We start from the raw sequence: 18,860 nt of genomic DNA, 5'->3' as shown, positions 1-18,860 counted from the left end.
ATTCGCAAAAATTAACCACTAATATTTGAGAAAATTACTCAACAGCTCATGACCTTGTTCGCTGAGAATACTTTCAGGGTGGAATTGAACCCCTTCAATTGGCAGGGTTTTATGGCGGATCCCCATAATTTCATCGATATCCCCATTATTCAGTGACCACGCGGAGACATCAAAAGAGGCTGGTAGTGTTTCCGCCGCAATCACTAAAGAGTGATAGCGAGTCACCGTTAAAGGCCGATTAAGTCCTTTAAATACACCTTGATGATTATGGTGGATAGATGACGTTTTGCCGTGCATCACTTCTCGTGCTTTCACGACAGAGGCACCAAAAGCTTGCCCAATGGCTTGATGACCTAAACATACCCCCAAGATGGGTAATTTCCCGGCAAAATATTTTATCGCTTCCAGAGAAATTCCCGCTTCATCAGGCGTGCAAGGGCCCGGTGAAATGACCAAATGGGTTGGAGCCAATTGTTCGATTTCTTCAATGGTAATTTCGTCATTACGTTTCACCAGCACTTCCGCCCCTAGTTCGCAGAAATATTGGTATAAGTTGTATGTAAATGAATCGTAATTATCAATAAGTAAAAGCATAGTAGCCTATCCGACTGATTTTTATCATTATAAGTTTTTTGTTTATGCATAATTCGTGGTGGTTAGCAATTAGAACGCGTCCCAAAAACCATAAACTATCACAAAAGGGCGGCTATCATAGCACAGCCAAGACAGGAAAATAGCCTATTTACGTCAAGTAACCCACTTTCAGTACAAAATTTCCATATAAAAATCATGGGATTATATTCACAAGAATATAACAACATCCAAAATTTGATAATAAATGCTTTAAATACAATGGAGTAAAATAACAGCAGGATAACTAAATTAAATTGTTCTTCCGGTTGTGTATTTTATGGATAATCTATTGTTTTACTCTAAAATTAGCTCTATTTTTAGTGCTAATTTTAGAGGTTGCTATGTATACCAAAACGCTTCTCGCTAAAAAAACATCATCAATTAGTGAGTTTAAAAAAAATCCCTCCGCCGCAATGAATGAATCAAATGGTGAGCCTGTTGCTATTTTAAGCCACAACAAAGCAATTTTTTACTGTGTACCTACCGATTTATTCGAACTTATGGTTGAAAAACTTGGCGATCAGCTCCTATTAGAAAAAACAATTGCACGCATGAATGATGCTGAAATAGAAGTGAGTTGGGATGACTTATAATGAACAAAAATTTCAGCGTTAGATTAACGTTTAAGCCCTTAGCTAAAAAAGAATGGAATTCACTTAACTCATCAATAAAAGATAAATTTAAAAAGATTTTACGTAAAAGAACAGAATCTTATGAGCTACTTACAGCTCCCAGTAATCGACTTTCTCTTCAATACAATTGCTACAAAATCAAATTGAAAAAGGACGGATATCGTTTAGCCTATACAGTAAAAAGTGATGATGTTGGTAATGTGCAGGTGACAGTTGCTGTCGTCGCTGTAGATAGGCACGATGAAATATACAATGAACTCAATAAACGCCTAAAAGATTAAATGGAGTTGAATTTATTGACTCATCAGAAAAAATGCAAAGAAAGGCTTTGTAGATAAGAGGATGATTCCAATAAACCACCCTCTTCATTAGAAATGATATTAAGGCTTTTTAACCACTTCCGCAGAAATAATCGTAATGGGTTCAACAGGAACATTTTGATATGGACCTACGTTCTCTGTTTTTACTTTAGAAATTTTGTCTGCAACATCCATTCCTTTAACGACTTTACCGAATACCGCGTAGCCGAAATCACGTTGGCCGTGATCTAAAAACGCATTATCAGCGACATTAATAAAGAATTGGCTGGTTGCACTGTCTTTATTTGCGCTACGAGCCATTGAAATAGTCCCACGTAAATTACGTAATCCATTATCAGCTTCGTTAGCGATTGGTGCACGGGTTTGTTTTTGCTGCAATTCTTTATTAAAACCACCGCCTTGGATCATAAACCCAGGAATAACACGATGGAAAGTTGTACCGTTGTAATAGCCTTCATTAACATATTGTAGGAAGTTTTCAGTACTAACAGGGGCTTTCTTACTATTGAGTTCTAATTCAATATTACCTGCAGAGGTGACTAATTTAACGTAAGTTTCACCCGCGGCTAATGCTAGAGAAGCTGTGCTCATTGCACAGATTGCCAATAATGGCACAAAAATTCGTTTCAACATTCAAGATCCCTTTTGTTAATACCCACAAACATATTAATGCCCAATTCTAGAGCGAAGCGGGAGTAATTGCTAAAGATTTACCTATATTTACGCCAATGAGTTAAATTTCTCTGAATTAAACTCATTGCAGAGCTATTTAATGAAAAAACCTTCGCATAATGTCATTCTCAAATAGATATCGCACCAAATATCCCCCATTTGTTGTTTGTATGCTATTCAGTCGCTATAATCCCCCAGCCTTTTGAGGCTACTCAGGGAGAACCACCAATGGCAATTAAAAACCACAACTACCACATGACAAAATTTGTCATCAGTGCCCCCGATATCCGTCATCTACCTAAAGATACGGGCATTGAGGTGGCGTTTGCTGGCCGATCTAACGCAGGCAAATCCAGTGCATTAAATGCATTAACACAGCAAAAAAGCTTAGCGAGAACCAGTAAAACACCGGGAAGAACTCAGCTTATCAACCTATTTGAAGTTGAAGAGGGCATTCGCCTAGTTGACCTTCCGGGCTACGGTTATGCCGAAGTACCTGAAGAAATGAAGCGTAAATGGCAGCAAGCTCTCGGTGAATATTTACAGAAAAGAGAATGTATCAAAGGGTTAGTAATTTTAATGGATATCCGTCATCCATTAAAAGACCTTGATATGCAGATGATCGAATGGTCAGTTGCCATGAGCATTCCTGTTCTTGTTCTGCTGACCAAAGCAGATAAGCTCGCATCAGGTGCAAGAAAGAAACAGTTAATGGAAGTTCGCCAAGCATTAGCGCCGTTATCAGCGGAAGGCGATATTGAAGTGGAATATTTCTCTGCGCTGAAAAAAATGGGTATCGATAAATTACGTATCAAACTCGACAGTTGGTACAGTAACGCCGCAGAATAATTTTTTCATTCCTTGTACGCCCATGTGGCGTACAACGGTCTATGCCGTTAGCGCATCAGAATTTAGGTAAAAAAAATGCTCCAGTCAAAAACTTGACTGGAGCAGCTAATATTCAGCTAAATCCGATTACGTGAAGTAAAAGGTCTGAAAGATAGAACATCTTACCTCTGTACCCTACGCCTAATAATGTACTTTATTTCCCGCCCGAAAAAAAGGATTTTTGTAGTTTTTTTTCAAAGCTTACTACGATTCAGCTCTATATACCGCCTGATTATTCGTTAAAATCGTATTTTTACTACATATTTATGAGATCTAAGTCGCATAATAACGGTCTCTCCCATCCCTATGATATATTTAAAATTCAGTATTTTACCCATGAATTGTGTGCAATTTAAAGGGAATGAAACGCCTCCAATTTACTGCGTAAATATCACTATAAAAAATATTCTAAACATAAAAAAACACCCCAAACATTGTCGCCAACCTTTGGGGTGCCTTACATTATCTTTTGCTTAGCTCTTTCTTTTAGTTTTTACTTCTAAGATCGTTTTACCAACCAATACTCTAAATAGTTCGCGGCTGTAGGTAGGCGGCAAACGAGGATATCCCTAGGAGCATACACAACGAGTGCAGCCAACACCCCTACAGCCCGAAATATGACGAGTAGACGAATATTAGTGGGCTTCGTCCCAGTTAATGCCGACACCGACTTCCACTTTAAGGGGAACATCCAGCGTCATACTCTGCTCCATCAGCGCCTGAACCTTCGCTTGCATCTTCGCTAACTCGGATTCTTTGACTTCAAACACCAGTTCATCGTGCACCTGCATGAGCATATCTGCACCCGGTTTTTCGGTTTCGAGCCAGTTATCTACCGCAATCATCGCTTTTTTGATGATGTCGGCAGCAGTACCTTGCATTGGGGCGTTGATTGCTTCGCGTTCTGCTGCTTTACGGCGCATACCATTGCTGGATTTAATATCTGCAAGATACAATCTACGACCTTCTAGTGTCTCAACATAACCTTGTTCAGACGCTTGCAGACGAGTATTTTCCATATAACGCAACACACCGGGATAACGTTCAAAGTAGAGATCCATATAACGCTGTGCTTCTCCACGTGGGATCCCTAACTGGCGAGCCAAACCAAATGCACTCATGCCATAAATCAAACCGAAGTTAATTGCTTTTGCGCTACGGCGTTGGTCGCTGGTGACTTCCTCTAATGGAACCCCAAACACTTCAGCTGCGGTGGCTCTATGGATATCTTTCCCTTCCGCAAACGCTGTCAATAAACCTTTATCTTGGGAAAGGTGCGCCATAATACGCAATTCAATTTGTGAATAGTCCGCCGCCATAACTTTATAGCCATCACGCGCCACAAACGCTTGGCGGATACGGCGACCTTCTTCGGTACGCACCGGAATATTTTGCAAATTCGGGTCACGGGAAGACAAACGCCCCGTCGCCGTTACTGCTTGGTGATAGGAGGTGTGCACGCGATGAGTTTTTGGATTGATCATCAGCGGCAGTTTATCCGTATAGGTGGATTTCAGCTTCGCTAGACTACGATGTTCCAACAGTAACTTCGGTAATTCATGGTTTAACGCTAGCTCTTCAAGCACTTCTTCGTTAGTTGAAGCTGCACCACTTGGTGTTTTCTTGATAACCGGCAATTGTAGCTTTTCGAATAAAATCGTCTGCAACTGTTTCGGAGATGCCAAATTAAACTCTTCACCGGCTAACTCAAACGCCTGTTTTTCCAGCTCCGCTAAACGCGCGGTGATCACCTGAGACTGTGCCCCTAATGCCGCTGCGTCAATCAGCACACCTTTGCGCTCCATACGCACCAACACTGGCACCAACGGCATTTCGATATTTTGGAAAACGTGGGCTAATTTTGGTTCTGCTTCCAGTTGCGGATACAGCGCTTGATGCAGTAACAATGTCACATCCGCATCTTCCGCCGCATAATTTGCCGCTTGTTCCAATGGAATTTGGTTAAAGGTTAACTGTTTTTTACCTTTACCCGCTATCTCTTCAAAACTCACGGTTTTATGGTTGAGATGGCGATCTGCAAGGCTGTCCATATCATGACGCCCCATGCCTGCCACACTGTTCAACACATAAGATTCCAACATAGTGTCAAACGCGATGCCTTTTAGCGAAATATCGTAATTTAATAACACTTCCGCATCGTATTTTAGATTTTGACCGATTTTGCCAATCTTCTCATTTTCCAAGATAGGCTTCATGGCGGCCAAAACGTCTTTTAAAGGCAACTGGTCTGGCGCATCAAGATAGTCATGTCCGACAGGTAAATACGCGGCGTGACCGGCTTCGATGGCAAAAGACATACCGACTAAACGCGCTTCTTGCGTATCAAGGCTGTCAGTTTCTGTATCAAAGGCAAACAGCGTCGCTTCACTGAGTTTTTTCACCCAGTTGTCTAGCTGTTCTTTATCGAGAATTGTTTGGTAATTCTCAGCACATAGCGTTGGAACTGCTGGCTTAGATTTTGCCGTAGGCTGGCTTGCTGGTGCACGGTAACTTTCTGCGGCTTTAGTCGGTTTTGCCCCTTTGCCGTCCATCCAGCTACCATTTTCAATATCGGCCAACCAGCGTTTAAATTCATAACGGCTAAACAGCGAATGAAGTTTATCCGCATCCAGTTCCGTCACTTTGAGTTCTTCACAAGGTTTTTCTAGTTCAACATCCGTTTTAATCGTCGCCAGTTGGTAAGATAACAGTGCGAGTTCGCGGTTCTCTTCCATTTTTGGTGCGAGGGTTTTAGAGCCACGGAAACCTAGCGGAGCAATCGCGTCTAAGTTTTTATAGATGTCGTCTAAGCTACCAATACCTTGCAATAACGCTAATGCAGTTTTTTCACCAACACCTGGCACACCCGGAATGTTATCCGATGAGTCACCCATTAAAGCTAAAAAGTCGATAATTAGGCTTGGTGGAACCCCATACTTCGCTTCCACTTCTTCAGGACCCAAGATGGTGTTAGTCATCGTGTTGATCAGGGTGATATTCGGCTCAACCAACTGCGCCATATCTTTATCCCCTGTGCTGATCAGCACTGGCATCCCTTTACTGCTGGCCTCACGCGCCAACGTACCGATGACGTCATCCGCTTCCACACCAGGCACCACTAGCAACGGCAGCCCCATGGCTTCCACCATTTCATGCAATGGTGCGATTTGAGCGCGCAGATCGTCCGGCATTGGCGGGCGATGGGATTTGTAGCTTTCAAACAGTTCATCACGGAACGTTTTTCCCTTGGCATCAAAGACAACCGCCACATGACTCGGGGTATATTGCATGATTAGGCTACGCAGCATATTCAACACGCCATACATCGCTCCGGTAGGTTCACCAGCGCTGTTGGTCAATGGAGGGAATGCATGATAAGCACGGTACAGGTAGGAAGAACCATCTACCAAAATAAGGGGATTTTCAGCAATCTGAGCCATAATCTGTCATCATCTTTTTTATCGGGAATGAATGGGGGATAGGATGCCACATTGTGGCTTCAGATACACCTTGAGATTCAATTTCCCGCCGAGTTATCCCATTTTTCACGCGAGAACATCCTGTGGATAACTTTGTGAATAAAATTTAGTTATCTAAAGGATTCAATGAGTAAGAAAATTGCAACAAGAAAACAATAAAATAAAATCAATAAGTTAGCTAACAAGGTTTTGATTTGTCGCAAATCAGAAGGGATGCTCGAATTGTGGATATTGATAATGGACAATCAGCAAATAAAAAGATAGCGGCAAATTGCCGCTATCTTCACTGATTATTTTTTACTGACTAAGAAGTTCACAACTTTTGAGTATTCTTTAGCATAATCCTCTGCGTTATCGACAGAAATTCCGTTATTACGGATTTGATATTGACCATCGACGAATAACGCTGGCACGCCACGCAGTTTTAAATCTTGTGCGGCATTTTGTTGCTTAGCAACTAACGATTTCACGACAAAGCTATTTAGCGCTGCATCGTATTCTTCACCTGTTACTCCCGCTTTAATAAATGCATTACGGATATCCGCTGGAGTATTGATAGTTTGAGTTTTTTGAATACCTTCAAACAGAATTGGCGTCACTTTATCTTCGACTTTCAGCACCATCGCCACAGCCCACGCCTGAGTCATTTGAGCCCCTAGAGGGCCTAAGAAATCAACGTGATAACGGGCTTTAGTGACACCTTCAGGCAGGTTTTCCGCAACCGTTTGTGGCACTTTGTAGATGCTTTCAAACTGATAACAGTGTGGGCAATAGAATGAGAAAAACTCCAGAACTTGCGGTAAATCTTGTACTGGCGGCTTAACATCCGTGTACTCTTTACCTTCTGAATAATTTGCTGCCGCAGCACCAAAAGACATGGCAATACCAATCAGAGCCAACATGATTTTTTTCATAGAAAACGTTCTCCAAAAACACAGTCTTAAATATTAAAATTGCGGGTTCAATTGCAAAGGAACATCTAACAACCGCTCAGTTTGCTGTGCAAACTCGATAGATTGTTTTTGCCAAAAATCAGCGGATTGGATCCAAGAAAATGCTTTCGGGAAAGCGGGATCTTGCCAGCGGCGAAGGATCCATCCTAAATAATGCACCATTCGCATCGCACGCAGCGGTTCAATCAGCTTTAACTCACGTACATCAAAATCACAAAACTCGTTATACGCTTCTAACAACGTATCCAGTTGGATAATTTGCTCTTGGCGCGAACCATTAAGCAACATCCATAAATCTTGCACCGCAGGACCATTGCGTGCATCGTCAAAATCCACCAGCCAAGCTTCATCACGCCACAAAATATTGCCGGGATGGCAATCCCCTTGTAGACGAATAAAAGATTGCTGAGCAGGCCACAGAGCTTTAACTTGGGCAATCAACTTATCCAGTGAATCTATCAATGGTGCTTTATCACGTTCAGTAATTAATGAACTGGTGGCGATAATATTTCTCGGTTGGTCAAGGTACTCTTCCACTCCAAGAGTCGGACGAAATGCAAAGTTTCGCTGTTTACCTATTTGATGTACACGCCCTAATAAGTGACCGACACCCTCAAGCTGGAATAAGTTATCCGTTTCATATTGGCGCCCTCCGATACTCGGAAAGAGTGCAAACATAAACCCACCAAACTCTAATACCGTTTGTCCGGCAAATTCTAAAGGCGCAGCCACCGATAGGCCTTCATCTTGTAACTCAAGGGTAAAATCATGCTCTTCTTGAATTTGAGAACGGTTCCAACGCTCAGGACGATAAAATTTCACCACATAGCGTTGGCGGTTTTCATCCTGAAATTGGTAAACGCGATTTTCGTAGCTGTTAAGCTCTGTCAGCCCTGATTCCGGGTAAATTCCCGCTTCCATCAACGCATCAAGGATCAAATCTGGGGAGATTCCACTAAAGTGGAAGCTTGATTGTTCAGTTAAATCCATGTCCATTTAGTCTTTTATGATGCCACGAGCGCGTAGAATGGCCGTTTTAAAATCATCTTCGTAATCTTTTTGAATACCGGGGATCACCGCATCACTGTCGGTGCCACGCATTTTTAGATGATAAATTAATACGTCGTCTGTCAGTTCAGATAAACTGCCTTTAAAACCCGCTTCATCCGCCAGTTTTTGCAGTAATTGCACTAAATTTAAATCTGAATTGTCCTTCCATACTGGATGCAGAAGTTCAATGACTTCATTTAAACGATGGCATTTCATGTTTATTCCTTATCACGAATATTCGATACAAGTTACCAATAATCCTACAAGAGAAAAAGGGAACAGTTGTCAATCTAAGTAAAGTTTAACCGTTTCTTGTATTAATATTCATTGATTTTATAGGAAAATAGAATAGATTTTAGCTTTTACTATACTCAAAAAATTATTTAAGTTCGTTAAAACATTTTCGCTAAGATTTTCAGAGATATTGAACATGTCATTTCGTCAGTCGATTACAGGCGTTATCCTCGCTGGGGGAAAAGGTACCCGCATGGGCGGCCAAGATAAGGGTTTAATTCCTTTATTGGGTAAGCCGTTATACCGCTACATTATTGAACGTTTGCAACCGCAAGTCGGTCAATTGATTATCAATGCTAATCGCCACCCTGCAGAATATGCGCAGAGCCAGCTGCCCGTTTTCACGGATTTAACCGCGGATTTTTCGGGTCCCTTAGCCGGTATGCAAGCTGCACTCCATCAAGTCACCACCGATTGGCTGTTATTTGTCCCTTGCGATGTTCCCGAATTCCCAACTGATTTAGCCGAAAAAATGTTTCGCGAAAAAGGTGAGCACCTTGCCTGCTACGCCTGCGATAACGAACGGGAACACCCGACATTTACCCTACTCCATCGGTCTCTTCAGAAACCGTTGGATGATTACCTCGCAAGAGGAGATCGCAAACTGATGCTATTTATGCGTGAAATTGATGCAAAAGGTGTCATATTTACCTCTGAAACCGGCTCGTTTGCTAATTTAAATACGCCGGAAGATAGCCGTAACTGGGAGTTACAACAAAAAAAATCATGAACCAGAACACGTTACCTCTACTCGGGATCACCGCCTACAGTGGCACCGGGAAAACAACTTTGCTCAAGAAAGTTATCCCTTTGCTGAGACTGCGCCATATTCGTGTGGGCTTAATCAAGCACACGCATCACGATATGGAGATTGATACACCGGGCAAAGACAGCTATGAATTACGCAAAGCAGGTGCAGACCAAACGTTAGTGGCAAGTAATCAGCGCTGGGCATTAATGACGGAAACCCCTGAATGCAATGAAATGGATCTGAGCTATCTGGCTAGCCGTTTTGATCCCGCCTCATTAGATCTGATCTTAGTGGAAGGATTCAAAAGTGAGCCCATCGATAAAATCGCGCTATTTCGATCCGATGTGGGTAAACCGCTAAACGGCTTAATCGACCAGTATGTTGTGGCGGTTGCCAGCAATGAAATCATCGATACCGACGTCCCGCAATTGGATATCAATAACCCTGAACAGGTAGCGGACTATATTGTTTCCTGGTGGCAAAAAAGCCAGTAATTGCCACTCTCAATGCCTCATCCGAGGCATTTTTTATGCGCTTTTGCGCACAATCAGCTCAGGCTCAAGCTTGATAAGATTCGGTTGATTCTCTGACTGCGCCCAAATGCCTTCAAGTAAGGTAATCACTTGCTGGGCAATGCGATCCACAGGCTGTGCCAATGTGGTAAGTTGATACCCTTCCCACCCCGCCATCGGAATATCATCACATCCCACTATCCTGAGTTGCGCGGGAATCGTGATATTCAGCGCTTGCCGGCAACAATCCATTACCCCCAGTGCTAAAGAATCTGCGGCACAAAATAAGCCATCCAGTGATTGAAGTTGCTGCTGATGTTGTAACGCCGCCTCAAAGCCCGCTTGATAACGATAGCTCCCCGCTGATAAGCACATGGGTTCAGGATAGCCTGCTGCCATTAAATGGTTTTTAAAGCCTTGATAGCGTTCATTTGATGCTTGTCCATCTCCACGTCCTGCCAGAAATCCCAACCGAGATAAGCCTAAACTTAATAGGTATTTTGCCGCCATTTCTCCGGCTAATGGGTTATCCGTTTGTACTGAAGAGATAAACCCAGCTGCATCACTTCGCCCCAGTGTGATTAGTGGTAAAGAGAGCTTTAAACATTGATGAAAATGCTCCGCTGGCAGTGACCCCACCACAGCGACAACCCCATCAATTTGATACCCCGATAATTGCAAAATCGCCGCATCAAGGTCGTCCGCCTGTTTCACATTCAACAGCATCGGCTGCTTTCCGTACCCTTGTAATGCGCTGGATAAGGCTTCAAACAAGTAGGATTCATACGGGTTCGATAAGTCACTGACAAGAATCGCCACAATATTGGAACGTTTTTTCTGGTTAGGCGTGCTCAGTGTACGAGCAAAAAAATTAGGTTGATAACCCAACCGCTTCGCCACATCTAAAATCTTTTGCTGCTTTTTCGGGTGGATACTCGCGCCTTCGGTAAATGCCCGGGATACCGACGAACGGGAAACGCCCGCCACTTCCGCCACATCCGATGCCGTCACTTTTCGATTTTGCATCATGATAAGTATTCCCCCTGCTGAGCCAACTGAAGAAACCGATATTCGGCAATCTGTTGACGTAGGCTATCTCGGTAACGTGGTTCAATATGATAAAGCCGCCATTGGCTATTCGGTTTAGGCGATAACGATTTCAGCCGTTGCTGGAGTGACGCCCAAGAGCCGTGACTTGGATGAATATCGAGGGTTTCACACTCCAAAAACACCCAATCGCTTTGCCGTGCCAATTGCTCCCCTTGGGGTGAAATCTCACCATCCCCTGAATAAAACAGGCTACGCCCCGAATTCGCCGTTAGGTGTAAACTGCGATTACTTACTGAATGTTGGGTTAACGCCGTCGTCACTTTCCAATTACCAATACATTGAATCTCTTCACTCTTTTTTTGGATGATCTCAAAACCTAATTGCGCTTTTGGCCAATGGGCAAAGGCAAGAAGCGGCGCCAATAGCGCCCATTGTTCTCGCTGAGCAATAATTGTCAGTGGGCGCTGGCGTCGGTACGAATCCATCCAATTGAGTAATGTGGTCAGCCCAAGACAGTGATCAGGATGAGTGTGGGTCAAATAGATAGCATCCAATTCTTCCACATGCATTTGTCCAAACAGTGCTTGAGGCACCGTCGGGCCACAATCCACCAGCAATTGGTAATCTGATTCTTTCACAAGAATGCTAGCATTGGTGCGCTCACTATCATAAGCATCCCCCGTTCCCACTACCGTAACTTGAAAACTAGGCTGCATGGTTTGTCCTTGTCTTAGCCATCTCAATCCGTTGTTCCTGCCCATCAAAAAAATGCAGCGTCGAACGCGATAAGCTTATTGGCAGCCTATCCCCCACACCATAAATCTGGTCACTCTCCACCACAAAATGCTGCCCTTGTAATACACCATAGTAGAGCCGAGAATGCCCAAGAGGCTCCACCACTGTGATAGGCATAAAGGCATCTGGGTTTTGGCTATCCACCATCACTTGATTAGGGCGAACGCCCACACACTCCGCTTCTGTGGGTCGTGGAATATCGATTGAGTCAAACATTTGCGGCGCGAGAAAGTTCATCACTGGTGACCCAATAAATGACGCCACAAATTTATTGGCTGGCTGCTGGTACAACGTTTCAGGCGTGCCAACTTGCTCAATACACCCTTGATTTAAAACCACAATACGGTCAGCCAAAGTCATCGCTTCAACTTGGTCGTGAGTCACGTAAATCATGGTGGCTTTCAAATTTTGATGAAGTTGCTTCAAGTAAATACGCATCTCGCCGCGTAATTTGGCATCAAGGTTAGACAGCGGTTCATCAAACAAAAATAACTCAGGGTCACGCACAATCGCGCGACCAATCGCCACCCGTTGACGCTGCCCACCAGAGAGTGCCGATGGAAGTCTGTCAAGCAAATGGGTTAATTGTAAATTCTCTGCGGTTTCCCGTACTTTTTGGGTAATTTCTCGCGCACTCATTCCCGCCATCTTCAGCGGGAATCCCATATTTTTTTCCACGCTCATGTGGGGATATAGGGCATAGGATTGGAACACCATTGCCACTTGTCGCAGTGAGGGATGCACATCATTTAGAGGTTGACCATTGAGTTTCAGCTCCCCCTCAGTGATGGATTCAAGCCCTGCAATCATACGTAGCAACGTGGATTTCCCACAGCCAGAAGGACCAACAAACACCACAAATTCGCCATTGTCGATGGTTAAATCCACTTGAGGGATCACGCAGTGCCCTGCGTAGCTTTTACCCATGTTAATCAGTTCGAGTTTTTTCATGATAAGTGCCTATTATTTCAATCCCATCGAGAAACCACGTAATAAGTAGCGCTGCATATAGCCCGCCAGTGCCAGCATCGGCAGTGAAGAAACAATCCCTATCGCCATCATTTCCCCCCACGCGGTACCGTCTTCAGTCATAAAGTTGGAGATAAATAATGGGATGGTGAATTTGTCTGGCGTATGAATAAATAACAGCGAGAATAAAAACTCATTCCAGCCGAGGATCATGGAAAAAATCGCCGTCGCGACTAACCCCGGCGCACACAGAGGAAAGACGATATAGGCCAAACGACGCAATAAATTCGCTCCATCCATCGCCCCTGCCTCTTCAATTTCTAATGGAATATCGCGAATAAAACCGAGCAGCATCCAGATACAAAACGGCAAGGTATACACCTGATAAGACAAAATCAGCCCAATGCGGGTATTCAGTAACCCGACGTGGTTCATCAAGGAATAGAGCGGAATGGCAATCACAATTGGCGGCATCATTTTGATAATCAATACACCGAGCAAAAACACGTTATCGAGCTTAGCGGGGAAGCGATAACGCACTAAGGCGTAAGCACAAAAGAACGCGAGCACCACTGAAACCGCTGTTGCCCCCACCGAGACTAAAACCGTATTGCCCACTAAGCGCAGCAAATCCCCTTCAAATAGCTTTTCAAACGCGGATAAGCTCAATTGGCTTGGCAGTAATTGCGCCCCCGATTGCATAATCTCTGACGGGGATTTAAACGCCGTGCCGAACATCCAAATAATTGGCAGCGTCATGATCAACACCGCCAACCAAACCAACAATGTGTGTATTTTGGCTTTCATGATAGGCGTCCTTTCATTACGTTGCGGGCATAAATCAATGTCATCAGCAAGGAAATCACCAACATCACTAACGCCGCCGCACTCGCCATGCCTAAATCAAAGAAGCGGAAACCGTATTTATAGACAAACATGGATAATGTCTCGGTTGAATTTCCTGGGCCGCCTCCCGTCATCACATACACTTTGTCGAATAACTTAAAGGTATCGATAGAGCGCAATAAAAATGCCAACATCAGTTGCTTCTTAATCAGTGGAAGCGTGATGTAGACAAAGGATTTCCAGCCTTTTGCGCCATCCACCATCGCCGCTTCACCAATATCTTTAGGAATGGACTGCAAGCCCGCCAGAATGATCAGAAATGCCATTGGCGTCCATTGCCATGTATCCACCAAGGCAATGGCGTACAAAGCTAAGTCAGGATTGAATAACCACTCTTGAGCAGGTAAACCGATAGCCACCAACAGGCTATTTAAGAATCCAAAATCGTAGTTATACCAAGAGCGCCAAATCGAGGAACACACCAGCGTAGAAAGCATCATTGGGTAGATAATGATGGGTAACGCAAATTTACGCCCAGTAAATTGACGATTAAACAGCAGAGCTAGCCACAGCCCTAAGAGAACTTGGGCGATGGAGGCCACGAGGGTAAACACGAAGGTATTTTTAATCGCAGCCAGAAAGAAAAAGTCATCGAACAATTCAGAGAAATTCGACCAACCAATAAAATGGTAGCTGTCATCGATATAATCCACTTGCCCAAACGCGTGATACAGCACGGAAAGAATAGGATACAACGTCAATAATCCCAGCAGAATCAACGCTGGGAGGAGTAACCAAAACAACTGTTTACGGTTTTCAAATAACATACTCAGCATTCCATAAAGGCGCTAGTTTCTAGCGCCATGAAAACATCACTATTTTTGGGGTGCTATTTTTTGGGTGCTATTTTTTGGTACTACGTTCAATACGTTTTTGTGCTTGTCCCAAGGCTTGATCCGCGGTCATTTGCCCCATCATCGCCATTTGTAAAAAGTCGCCTAAAATACTTTCCACTTCGGCCCAGTTTTGAATACGTGGGCGCGCTTTACCCGCTTCTAACGCTGCGGCTTGTTGCGGATACCAACGGTATTGGCTGACAACTTGCGGGTCTGCATACACGCTATGGCGCGTTGGCGGTATACCGAAGTTTAGTGCTAATGCTTTTTGCATTTCAGCACTGCTAGCAAATGCAAGGAATTGCTCCGCTTCCACTTTGTTTTTCGCATCCGCCGGAATGGCAAGCTGCCAGATACCCAGCATCGGTGCTGGCTGTCCGGTTTCTGCTGGTGGTGCCATCATTTCCATTTTACCGACCACATTCGAGACTTTGGCGTTATCAAGATCCGGCACCCAAGCTGGCCATACTTCGATTGCCATCGCTGCGGTGCCTTTTTGTAATGCATCGCGAACTTCATCCGCATTAAATACATCCACTCCTTTTGGCGCATATTGCTTCATGGCTAAGAAGGTTTCTAATGCTTGTTTAGCTTGCGGGGTATTCAAGGTCGGTTTTCCGCTGCTATCGACAACATCGCCACCATATCCCCACAGAATAGGCAAAAACCCCGTCACGATCGGGTTGCCTTTTACTCCGCGATACACCACGCCATTGGCTTTGCCATCTCGGCTAATGGTGTTCGCTAGGTTCAACACATCCGTCCATGTTTTTGGTTGTTGAAGTTTGTACTGATCGAACAGGTCTTTATTCCACGCAAACATCGCCACGTTACCCACCATTGGCAATGCATAGCTCGCACCTTTGCCATCTTGGCGACCGATATCTACAGTGGACTGAATAAAGTCTTTATCTTCGAGTGAATCAGGAAGTGGGGATAACCACTTGTTGGCTAGGAATTCAGGTGCCCAGGTGTCATCCATTAAAATCACATCATAGTTACCGGTTTTTTCGCGCATGGAGAGCACGACGCTTTCATACAGCCCTTTACTCGGGCGCTTAACTAACGTGATGTCTGCCTTGGGATTATTTTTTTTATATTCGTCGACCACAAACTGCATCGCATCACCGTAGCTGCTGTCTCGTCCGGCAATAATTAATTCTGAGGCGCTAGCGCCAAGTGTTGAGGCTATCAGAGCAGATGCCAATAATGTGCGCTTAATCATTTGCTTCTCCTAGTGAGTATCTTCTTTTTTGGTTGAATAGTTTTCGATTGAGTCGTTTTGCACACGCGTTCAAATTGCCATGGCAGGCTACGGCGGGAAGATGACAGTCAGATGAAGGTGAAGTGAAGGTTTTATTCTGTGCAGGAAAGACGATTGGCATTCAATAGCGGCTTTCTTTAGTATGATTAGCAATTCTTTGCATAACATCCTAACTGAGAGCCGAATGACTCGCACCCAACGCTTGCTCACACTGATCCAGATCCTGAAAGAGAATCGCTATCCGGTCACCGCAGACGCCCTCGCCTGTCAGTTAGAGGTGAGTGTTCGCTCCATTTATCGGGATATTGAATCACTGCGAGATCAGGGGGCTGAAATCACCGGGGAAGCGGGCATTGGTTATCAGTTAAAAAGCGGATTATTACTGCCGCCATTGATGTTCGATGAAAACGAACTGGAAGCGCTGATATTGGGTTTACGCTGGGTACAAAGTAATGCCGATGAAGAACTCAAAAATTCAGCGTTACGCACGCTCAATAAAATCAATGCCGTGGTGGGTAAAGAGGCGCAGATAATCCTAAACAGTAATACGCTATTTGCCCCGACGACCCAACTTAATGAAGTTGACGAGCATGTGGCTAAAAATTTACGCCTGAGTTTACGGGAAGAGCGCAAAGCCCAAATAGCGTATGTGGATATTAAAGGGCAATCCAGTGAACGGATTATTTGGCCGATTGCGGTGGGCTATATGAAAGATACCCAAGTGTTAGCGGCGTGGTGCGAGTTGCGCCAAAGCTATCGTCATTTCCGCTTAGATAGAATCCAATCTTACACCGTCTTGGGGGAATCGCTGCCCTACCCGAAAGACTATTTACTCACCCGCTGGCAGCAAGAAGTCTTGTGTGTCACTCCTGACAATTTCTGACACCGCCTTCGCTTATAGTCAGTGCTCTACTTCATTTAAGGAAAAACCACTATGAGCGAGCTAGTTCTATTTACCAATGCAATGTCCCGCGGCAATACCGTTGATTTACTATTAAAAATGATGGACGTTCCCTATAAGCGCATTGAATTAGCTTATGGTGCAGAGATGCACACCAAGGAATACCTTGCCATTAATCCGATGGCAAAAGTACCCGCCTTAGTCGATGGCGATGTGATTGTTACTGAGTGTGCGGCGATTTGTCTTTATTTAGCCGATAAATTTATTGAAAAGGGTTTTGCTCCTGCACTTAATAGCCCTGAGCGTGGTGCTTATTACCGCTGGTTTTTATTCACGGCAGGTCCGATTGAATCTGCATTTACCATTAAGGATTTGGGCATTGAGCTTAATGAAGAACAACAAAAATCCTCTGGGTTTGGCTCTGTTGAACGCACTATGGCGTGCTTAGAGTTCGCTTTAAACAATGCAAAACCTTTTATTTGTGGCAAGCAATTCACCGCGGTGGATGTATATGTTGGGGCATTCGTCATGTTTTTAGTCAAATACCAAATCATGGAAGCCACACCTGCGATGAAAATTTACATGAAAAATTTGTCTACTATTCCTGCAATTTCCGAGATTTTAGAGAATAAATAATAAATATTATTCCCTGACTTTAAAAATCATCAAGAATATAAACGCCAATATAGTGTAAGCATTAACGATCACTCTCTTCCTAATCCACAATAGAAAGAGAGTGAAATGATTTTTCTTTTTTACATCCTACTCTACAGCCCACAAAAGGTATAAAAAATAGATTATTAAATAGAATAAAAAACACAGAAAATAGCTAACTAATTACCTCTTAATCTATTTATTAGAGCGCTTACACTACCGAAAAACATTGCAAGTAAAATAATTACAATCAAATTCTGGATAGACCTAATTATTCAACCAAATGCTGGTCTTGATGTATTTGCTATCTGTTTAACGCAAATACTTACGAAGTCTCTTCTCAAATAAACTTTTAAACTTGATTAGATTATTGATGTGCCATGATTTAATGTCTGAGAGTTCGCTTTCTTCCGAAATCGAGCCTATACGATAAATTGCGATTCTGGTTGCTCTTTTACCGTTCAGTACCTCCCATGAAAGCTCATGACCAAATTCATTTTCAATTTCATCTTTGCTTTCTTGTAAATGTTTCAAACAAGATTCATTTTGCTCAGCACCGCCAAAGTCAATATAGAGCTCTGTGCGGACTTTATTACCTAGGCAAAAATTAGCATTGTAATTAATACCTGATATACCCGAAGCAAAAGCGTACCAATTTTGAGGCAGACCAGCTTTTGCAGACGTAAACTTATGCTCAATTCTTAATTCATCAATTAATCTCTGAAAGTAATTACGGTACTTTTCTGATTTTTCACTTGTTTTTTCAACAAGCTTACTCTTTTGCCACTCATTAGGAAAAACAACTGGCTTCAGATTAAACGCAGGCTTCGAGTCATCTATTTGAATAACCTCAACAACAACGGCAAAAAACTGGGTTTTACTATCTGTTCTATGGTTTAGCCAATCTAAAGCTTGACGGTGTTCTTCACGGATTGTCTCAGCGACCCAAATAACAAACGAAGCATCAAAGCCAGCCGCATATGTCAGTAGTTTACCTAAGTGGTCATGATCCGTTTGAGAGAACTGGTTTTCAATAATAACGTTTTCAGCTGAACCAAGATCCTTGGCTAAAATATCGAGAGAAAAACTCCCAACACTTGCTTCTTCTTCAACTAACTCAAGCTCCAAACCTACGACCTTACCCAATTCATGAATATTTTCTGCTAACCACGGTGTAAAATCCTGAGCTTCATGTGCCCAAATATCTCGTAATGGGACTTTTTTCAATTCACCAAACATATGATTACCTATCACTGGCTGACACAAACATTTTAGAAAAGACAGTGTATCGATGAGTCAAT

At 43.4% G+C, this 18,860-nt stretch carries 20 protein-coding genes; 7 read left to right on the top strand and 13 right to left on the bottom strand.

Features of this window, described 5'->3' with window-relative positions:
* Positions 1-18: 18 nt before the first annotated feature.
* Complete coding sequence (locus LDO51_RS07765) at positions 19-594, bottom strand: aminodeoxychorismate synthase component II (protein ID WP_225576994.1); 576 nt, start codon at positions 592-594, stop codon at positions 19-21.
* Between the two features lie 380 nt (positions 595-974).
* On the opposite strand from LDO51_RS07765, the gene LDO51_RS07760 reads away from it, so the two are divergent.
* Together LDO51_RS07760 and LDO51_RS07755 are read left to right on the top strand one after the other, a co-directional pair.
* Complete coding sequence (locus tag LDO51_RS07760) at positions 975-1,226, top strand: type II toxin-antitoxin system Phd/YefM family antitoxin (RefSeq protein ID WP_225576993.1); 252 nt, start codon at positions 975-977, stop codon at positions 1,224-1,226.
* Positions 1,226-1,546 carry a type II toxin-antitoxin system RelE/ParE family toxin gene (locus LDO51_RS07755; RefSeq protein WP_225576992.1) on the top strand — a complete coding sequence of 107 codons (321 nt, stop codon included), beginning with the start codon at positions 1,226-1,228 and terminating at the stop codon, positions 1,544-1,546. The genes LDO51_RS07760 and LDO51_RS07755 overlap by 1 nt, the downstream gene beginning before the upstream one ends.
* A gap of 99 nt (positions 1,547-1,645) precedes the next feature.
* Here LDO51_RS07755 and ppiA read toward each other — a convergent pair whose 3' ends face one another.
* Positions 1,646-2,218: a peptidylprolyl isomerase A gene (gene ppiA, locus LDO51_RS07750; RefSeq protein WP_225576991.1), complete on the bottom strand. Its 573-nt coding sequence runs from the start codon at positions 2,216-2,218 to the stop codon at positions 1,646-1,648.
* Positions 2,219-2,485: 267 nt separating this feature from the next.
* On the opposite strand from ppiA, the gene yihA reads away from it, so the two are divergent.
* Entirely contained in the window at positions 2,486-3,106 is a 621-nt protein-coding gene (gene yihA, locus LDO51_RS07745) for a ribosome biogenesis GTP-binding protein YihA/YsxC (protein WP_132496945.1), read from the top strand.
* A gap of 674 nt (positions 3,107-3,780) precedes the next feature.
* Here the strand turns inward: yihA and polA are convergent.
* From polA to LDO51_RS07725, 4 genes are all read right to left on the bottom strand, one after another.
* Positions 3,781-6,585, bottom strand: coding sequence for a DNA polymerase I (gene polA / locus LDO51_RS07740; RefSeq protein ID WP_225576990.1), 2,805 nt, complete (start codon positions 6,583-6,585; stop codon positions 3,781-3,783).
* Between the two features lie 329 nt (positions 6,586-6,914).
* Positions 6,915-7,538, bottom strand: a complete 624-nt coding sequence (dsbA, locus tag LDO51_RS07735; protein ID WP_225576989.1) for a thiol:disulfide interchange protein DsbA — start codon at positions 7,536-7,538, stop codon at positions 6,915-6,917.
* A gap of 33 nt (positions 7,539-7,571) precedes the next feature.
* Positions 7,572-8,573 carry a serine/threonine protein kinase gene (locus LDO51_RS07730; RefSeq protein ID WP_423810966.1) on the bottom strand — a complete coding sequence of 334 codons (1,002 nt, stop codon included), beginning with the start codon at positions 8,571-8,573 and terminating at the stop codon, positions 7,572-7,574.
* Positions 8,574-8,843, bottom strand: coding sequence for a YihD family protein (locus LDO51_RS07725; RefSeq protein ID WP_225576987.1), 270 nt, complete (start codon positions 8,841-8,843; stop codon positions 8,574-8,576).
* Positions 8,844-9,057: 214 nt separating this feature from the next.
* On the opposite strand from LDO51_RS07725, the gene mobA reads away from it, so the two are divergent.
* Positions 9,058-9,651, top strand: coding sequence for a molybdenum cofactor guanylyltransferase MobA (gene mobA, locus LDO51_RS07720; RefSeq protein WP_225576986.1), 594 nt, complete (start codon positions 9,058-9,060; stop codon positions 9,649-9,651).
* A complete protein-coding gene (gene mobB, locus LDO51_RS07715; RefSeq protein WP_225576985.1) occupies positions 9,648-10,166 on the top strand; it encodes a molybdopterin-guanine dinucleotide biosynthesis protein MobB in 519 nt (172 codons plus the stop codon). The genes mobA and mobB overlap by 4 nt, the downstream gene beginning before the upstream one ends.
* 33 nt (positions 10,167-10,199) lie before the next feature.
* Here mobB and LDO51_RS07710 read toward each other — a convergent pair whose 3' ends face one another.
* From LDO51_RS07710 to LDO51_RS07685, 6 genes are all read right to left on the bottom strand, one after another.
* A complete protein-coding gene (locus LDO51_RS07710) occupies positions 10,200-11,213 on the bottom strand; it encodes a substrate-binding domain-containing protein (protein WP_225576984.1) in 1,014 nt (337 codons plus the stop codon).
* Positions 11,210-11,950 carry a ribonuclease Z gene (locus tag LDO51_RS07705; protein ID WP_225576983.1) on the bottom strand — a complete coding sequence of 247 codons (741 nt, stop codon included), beginning with the start codon at positions 11,948-11,950 and terminating at the stop codon, positions 11,210-11,212. The genes LDO51_RS07710 and LDO51_RS07705 overlap by 4 nt, the downstream gene beginning before the upstream one ends.
* Positions 11,940-12,980, bottom strand: coding sequence for an ABC transporter ATP-binding protein (locus tag LDO51_RS07700; protein WP_225576982.1), 1,041 nt, complete (start codon positions 12,978-12,980; stop codon positions 11,940-11,942). The genes LDO51_RS07705 and LDO51_RS07700 overlap by 11 nt, the downstream gene beginning before the upstream one ends.
* Before the next feature lie 12 nt (positions 12,981-12,992).
* The gene (locus tag LDO51_RS07695) at positions 12,993-13,805 is read right to left on the bottom strand and encodes a carbohydrate ABC transporter permease (RefSeq protein WP_225576981.1); all 813 of its coding nucleotides are present in this window, start codon (positions 13,803-13,805) and stop codon (positions 12,993-12,995) included.
* Positions 13,802-14,671: a carbohydrate ABC transporter permease gene (locus tag LDO51_RS07690; protein ID WP_225576980.1), complete on the bottom strand. Its 870-nt coding sequence runs from the start codon at positions 14,669-14,671 to the stop codon at positions 13,802-13,804. Before LDO51_RS07690 ends, LDO51_RS07695 begins: the two co-directional genes overlap by 4 nt.
* A gap of 76 nt (positions 14,672-14,747) precedes the next feature.
* Positions 14,748-15,965 carry an ABC transporter substrate-binding protein gene (locus tag LDO51_RS07685; protein WP_225576979.1) on the bottom strand — a complete coding sequence of 406 codons (1,218 nt, stop codon included), beginning with the start codon at positions 15,963-15,965 and terminating at the stop codon, positions 14,748-14,750.
* A gap of 223 nt (positions 15,966-16,188) precedes the next feature.
* On the opposite strand from LDO51_RS07685, the gene LDO51_RS07680 reads away from it, so the two are divergent.
* Positions 16,189-16,887 carry a helix-turn-helix transcriptional regulator gene (locus LDO51_RS07680; protein WP_225576978.1) on the top strand — a complete coding sequence of 233 codons (699 nt, stop codon included), beginning with the start codon at positions 16,189-16,191 and terminating at the stop codon, positions 16,885-16,887.
* Between the two features lie 51 nt (positions 16,888-16,938).
* Positions 16,939-17,541, top strand: coding sequence for a glutathione S-transferase family protein (locus LDO51_RS07675; RefSeq protein WP_225576977.1), 603 nt, complete (start codon positions 16,939-16,941; stop codon positions 17,539-17,541).
* Between the two features lie 330 nt (positions 17,542-17,871).
* On the opposite strand, the gene LDO51_RS07670 is transcribed toward LDO51_RS07675, so the two are convergent.
* Positions 17,872-18,798 (bottom strand): DUF4268 domain-containing protein, encoded by a 927-nt coding sequence (locus tag LDO51_RS07670; protein WP_225576976.1) that lies wholly within the window; start codon positions 18,796-18,798, stop codon positions 17,872-17,874.
* Between the last annotated feature and the right edge of the window lie 62 nt (positions 18,799-18,860).

This window comes from Providencia alcalifaciens, from assembly GCF_020271745.1.
GTDB lineage: Bacteria > Pseudomonadota > Gammaproteobacteria > Enterobacterales > Enterobacteriaceae > Providencia > Providencia alcalifaciens_B.
The sequence above is the reverse complement of the archived record's forward strand: the minus strand, read 5'-3'. Positions and strand labels throughout refer to the sequence as shown.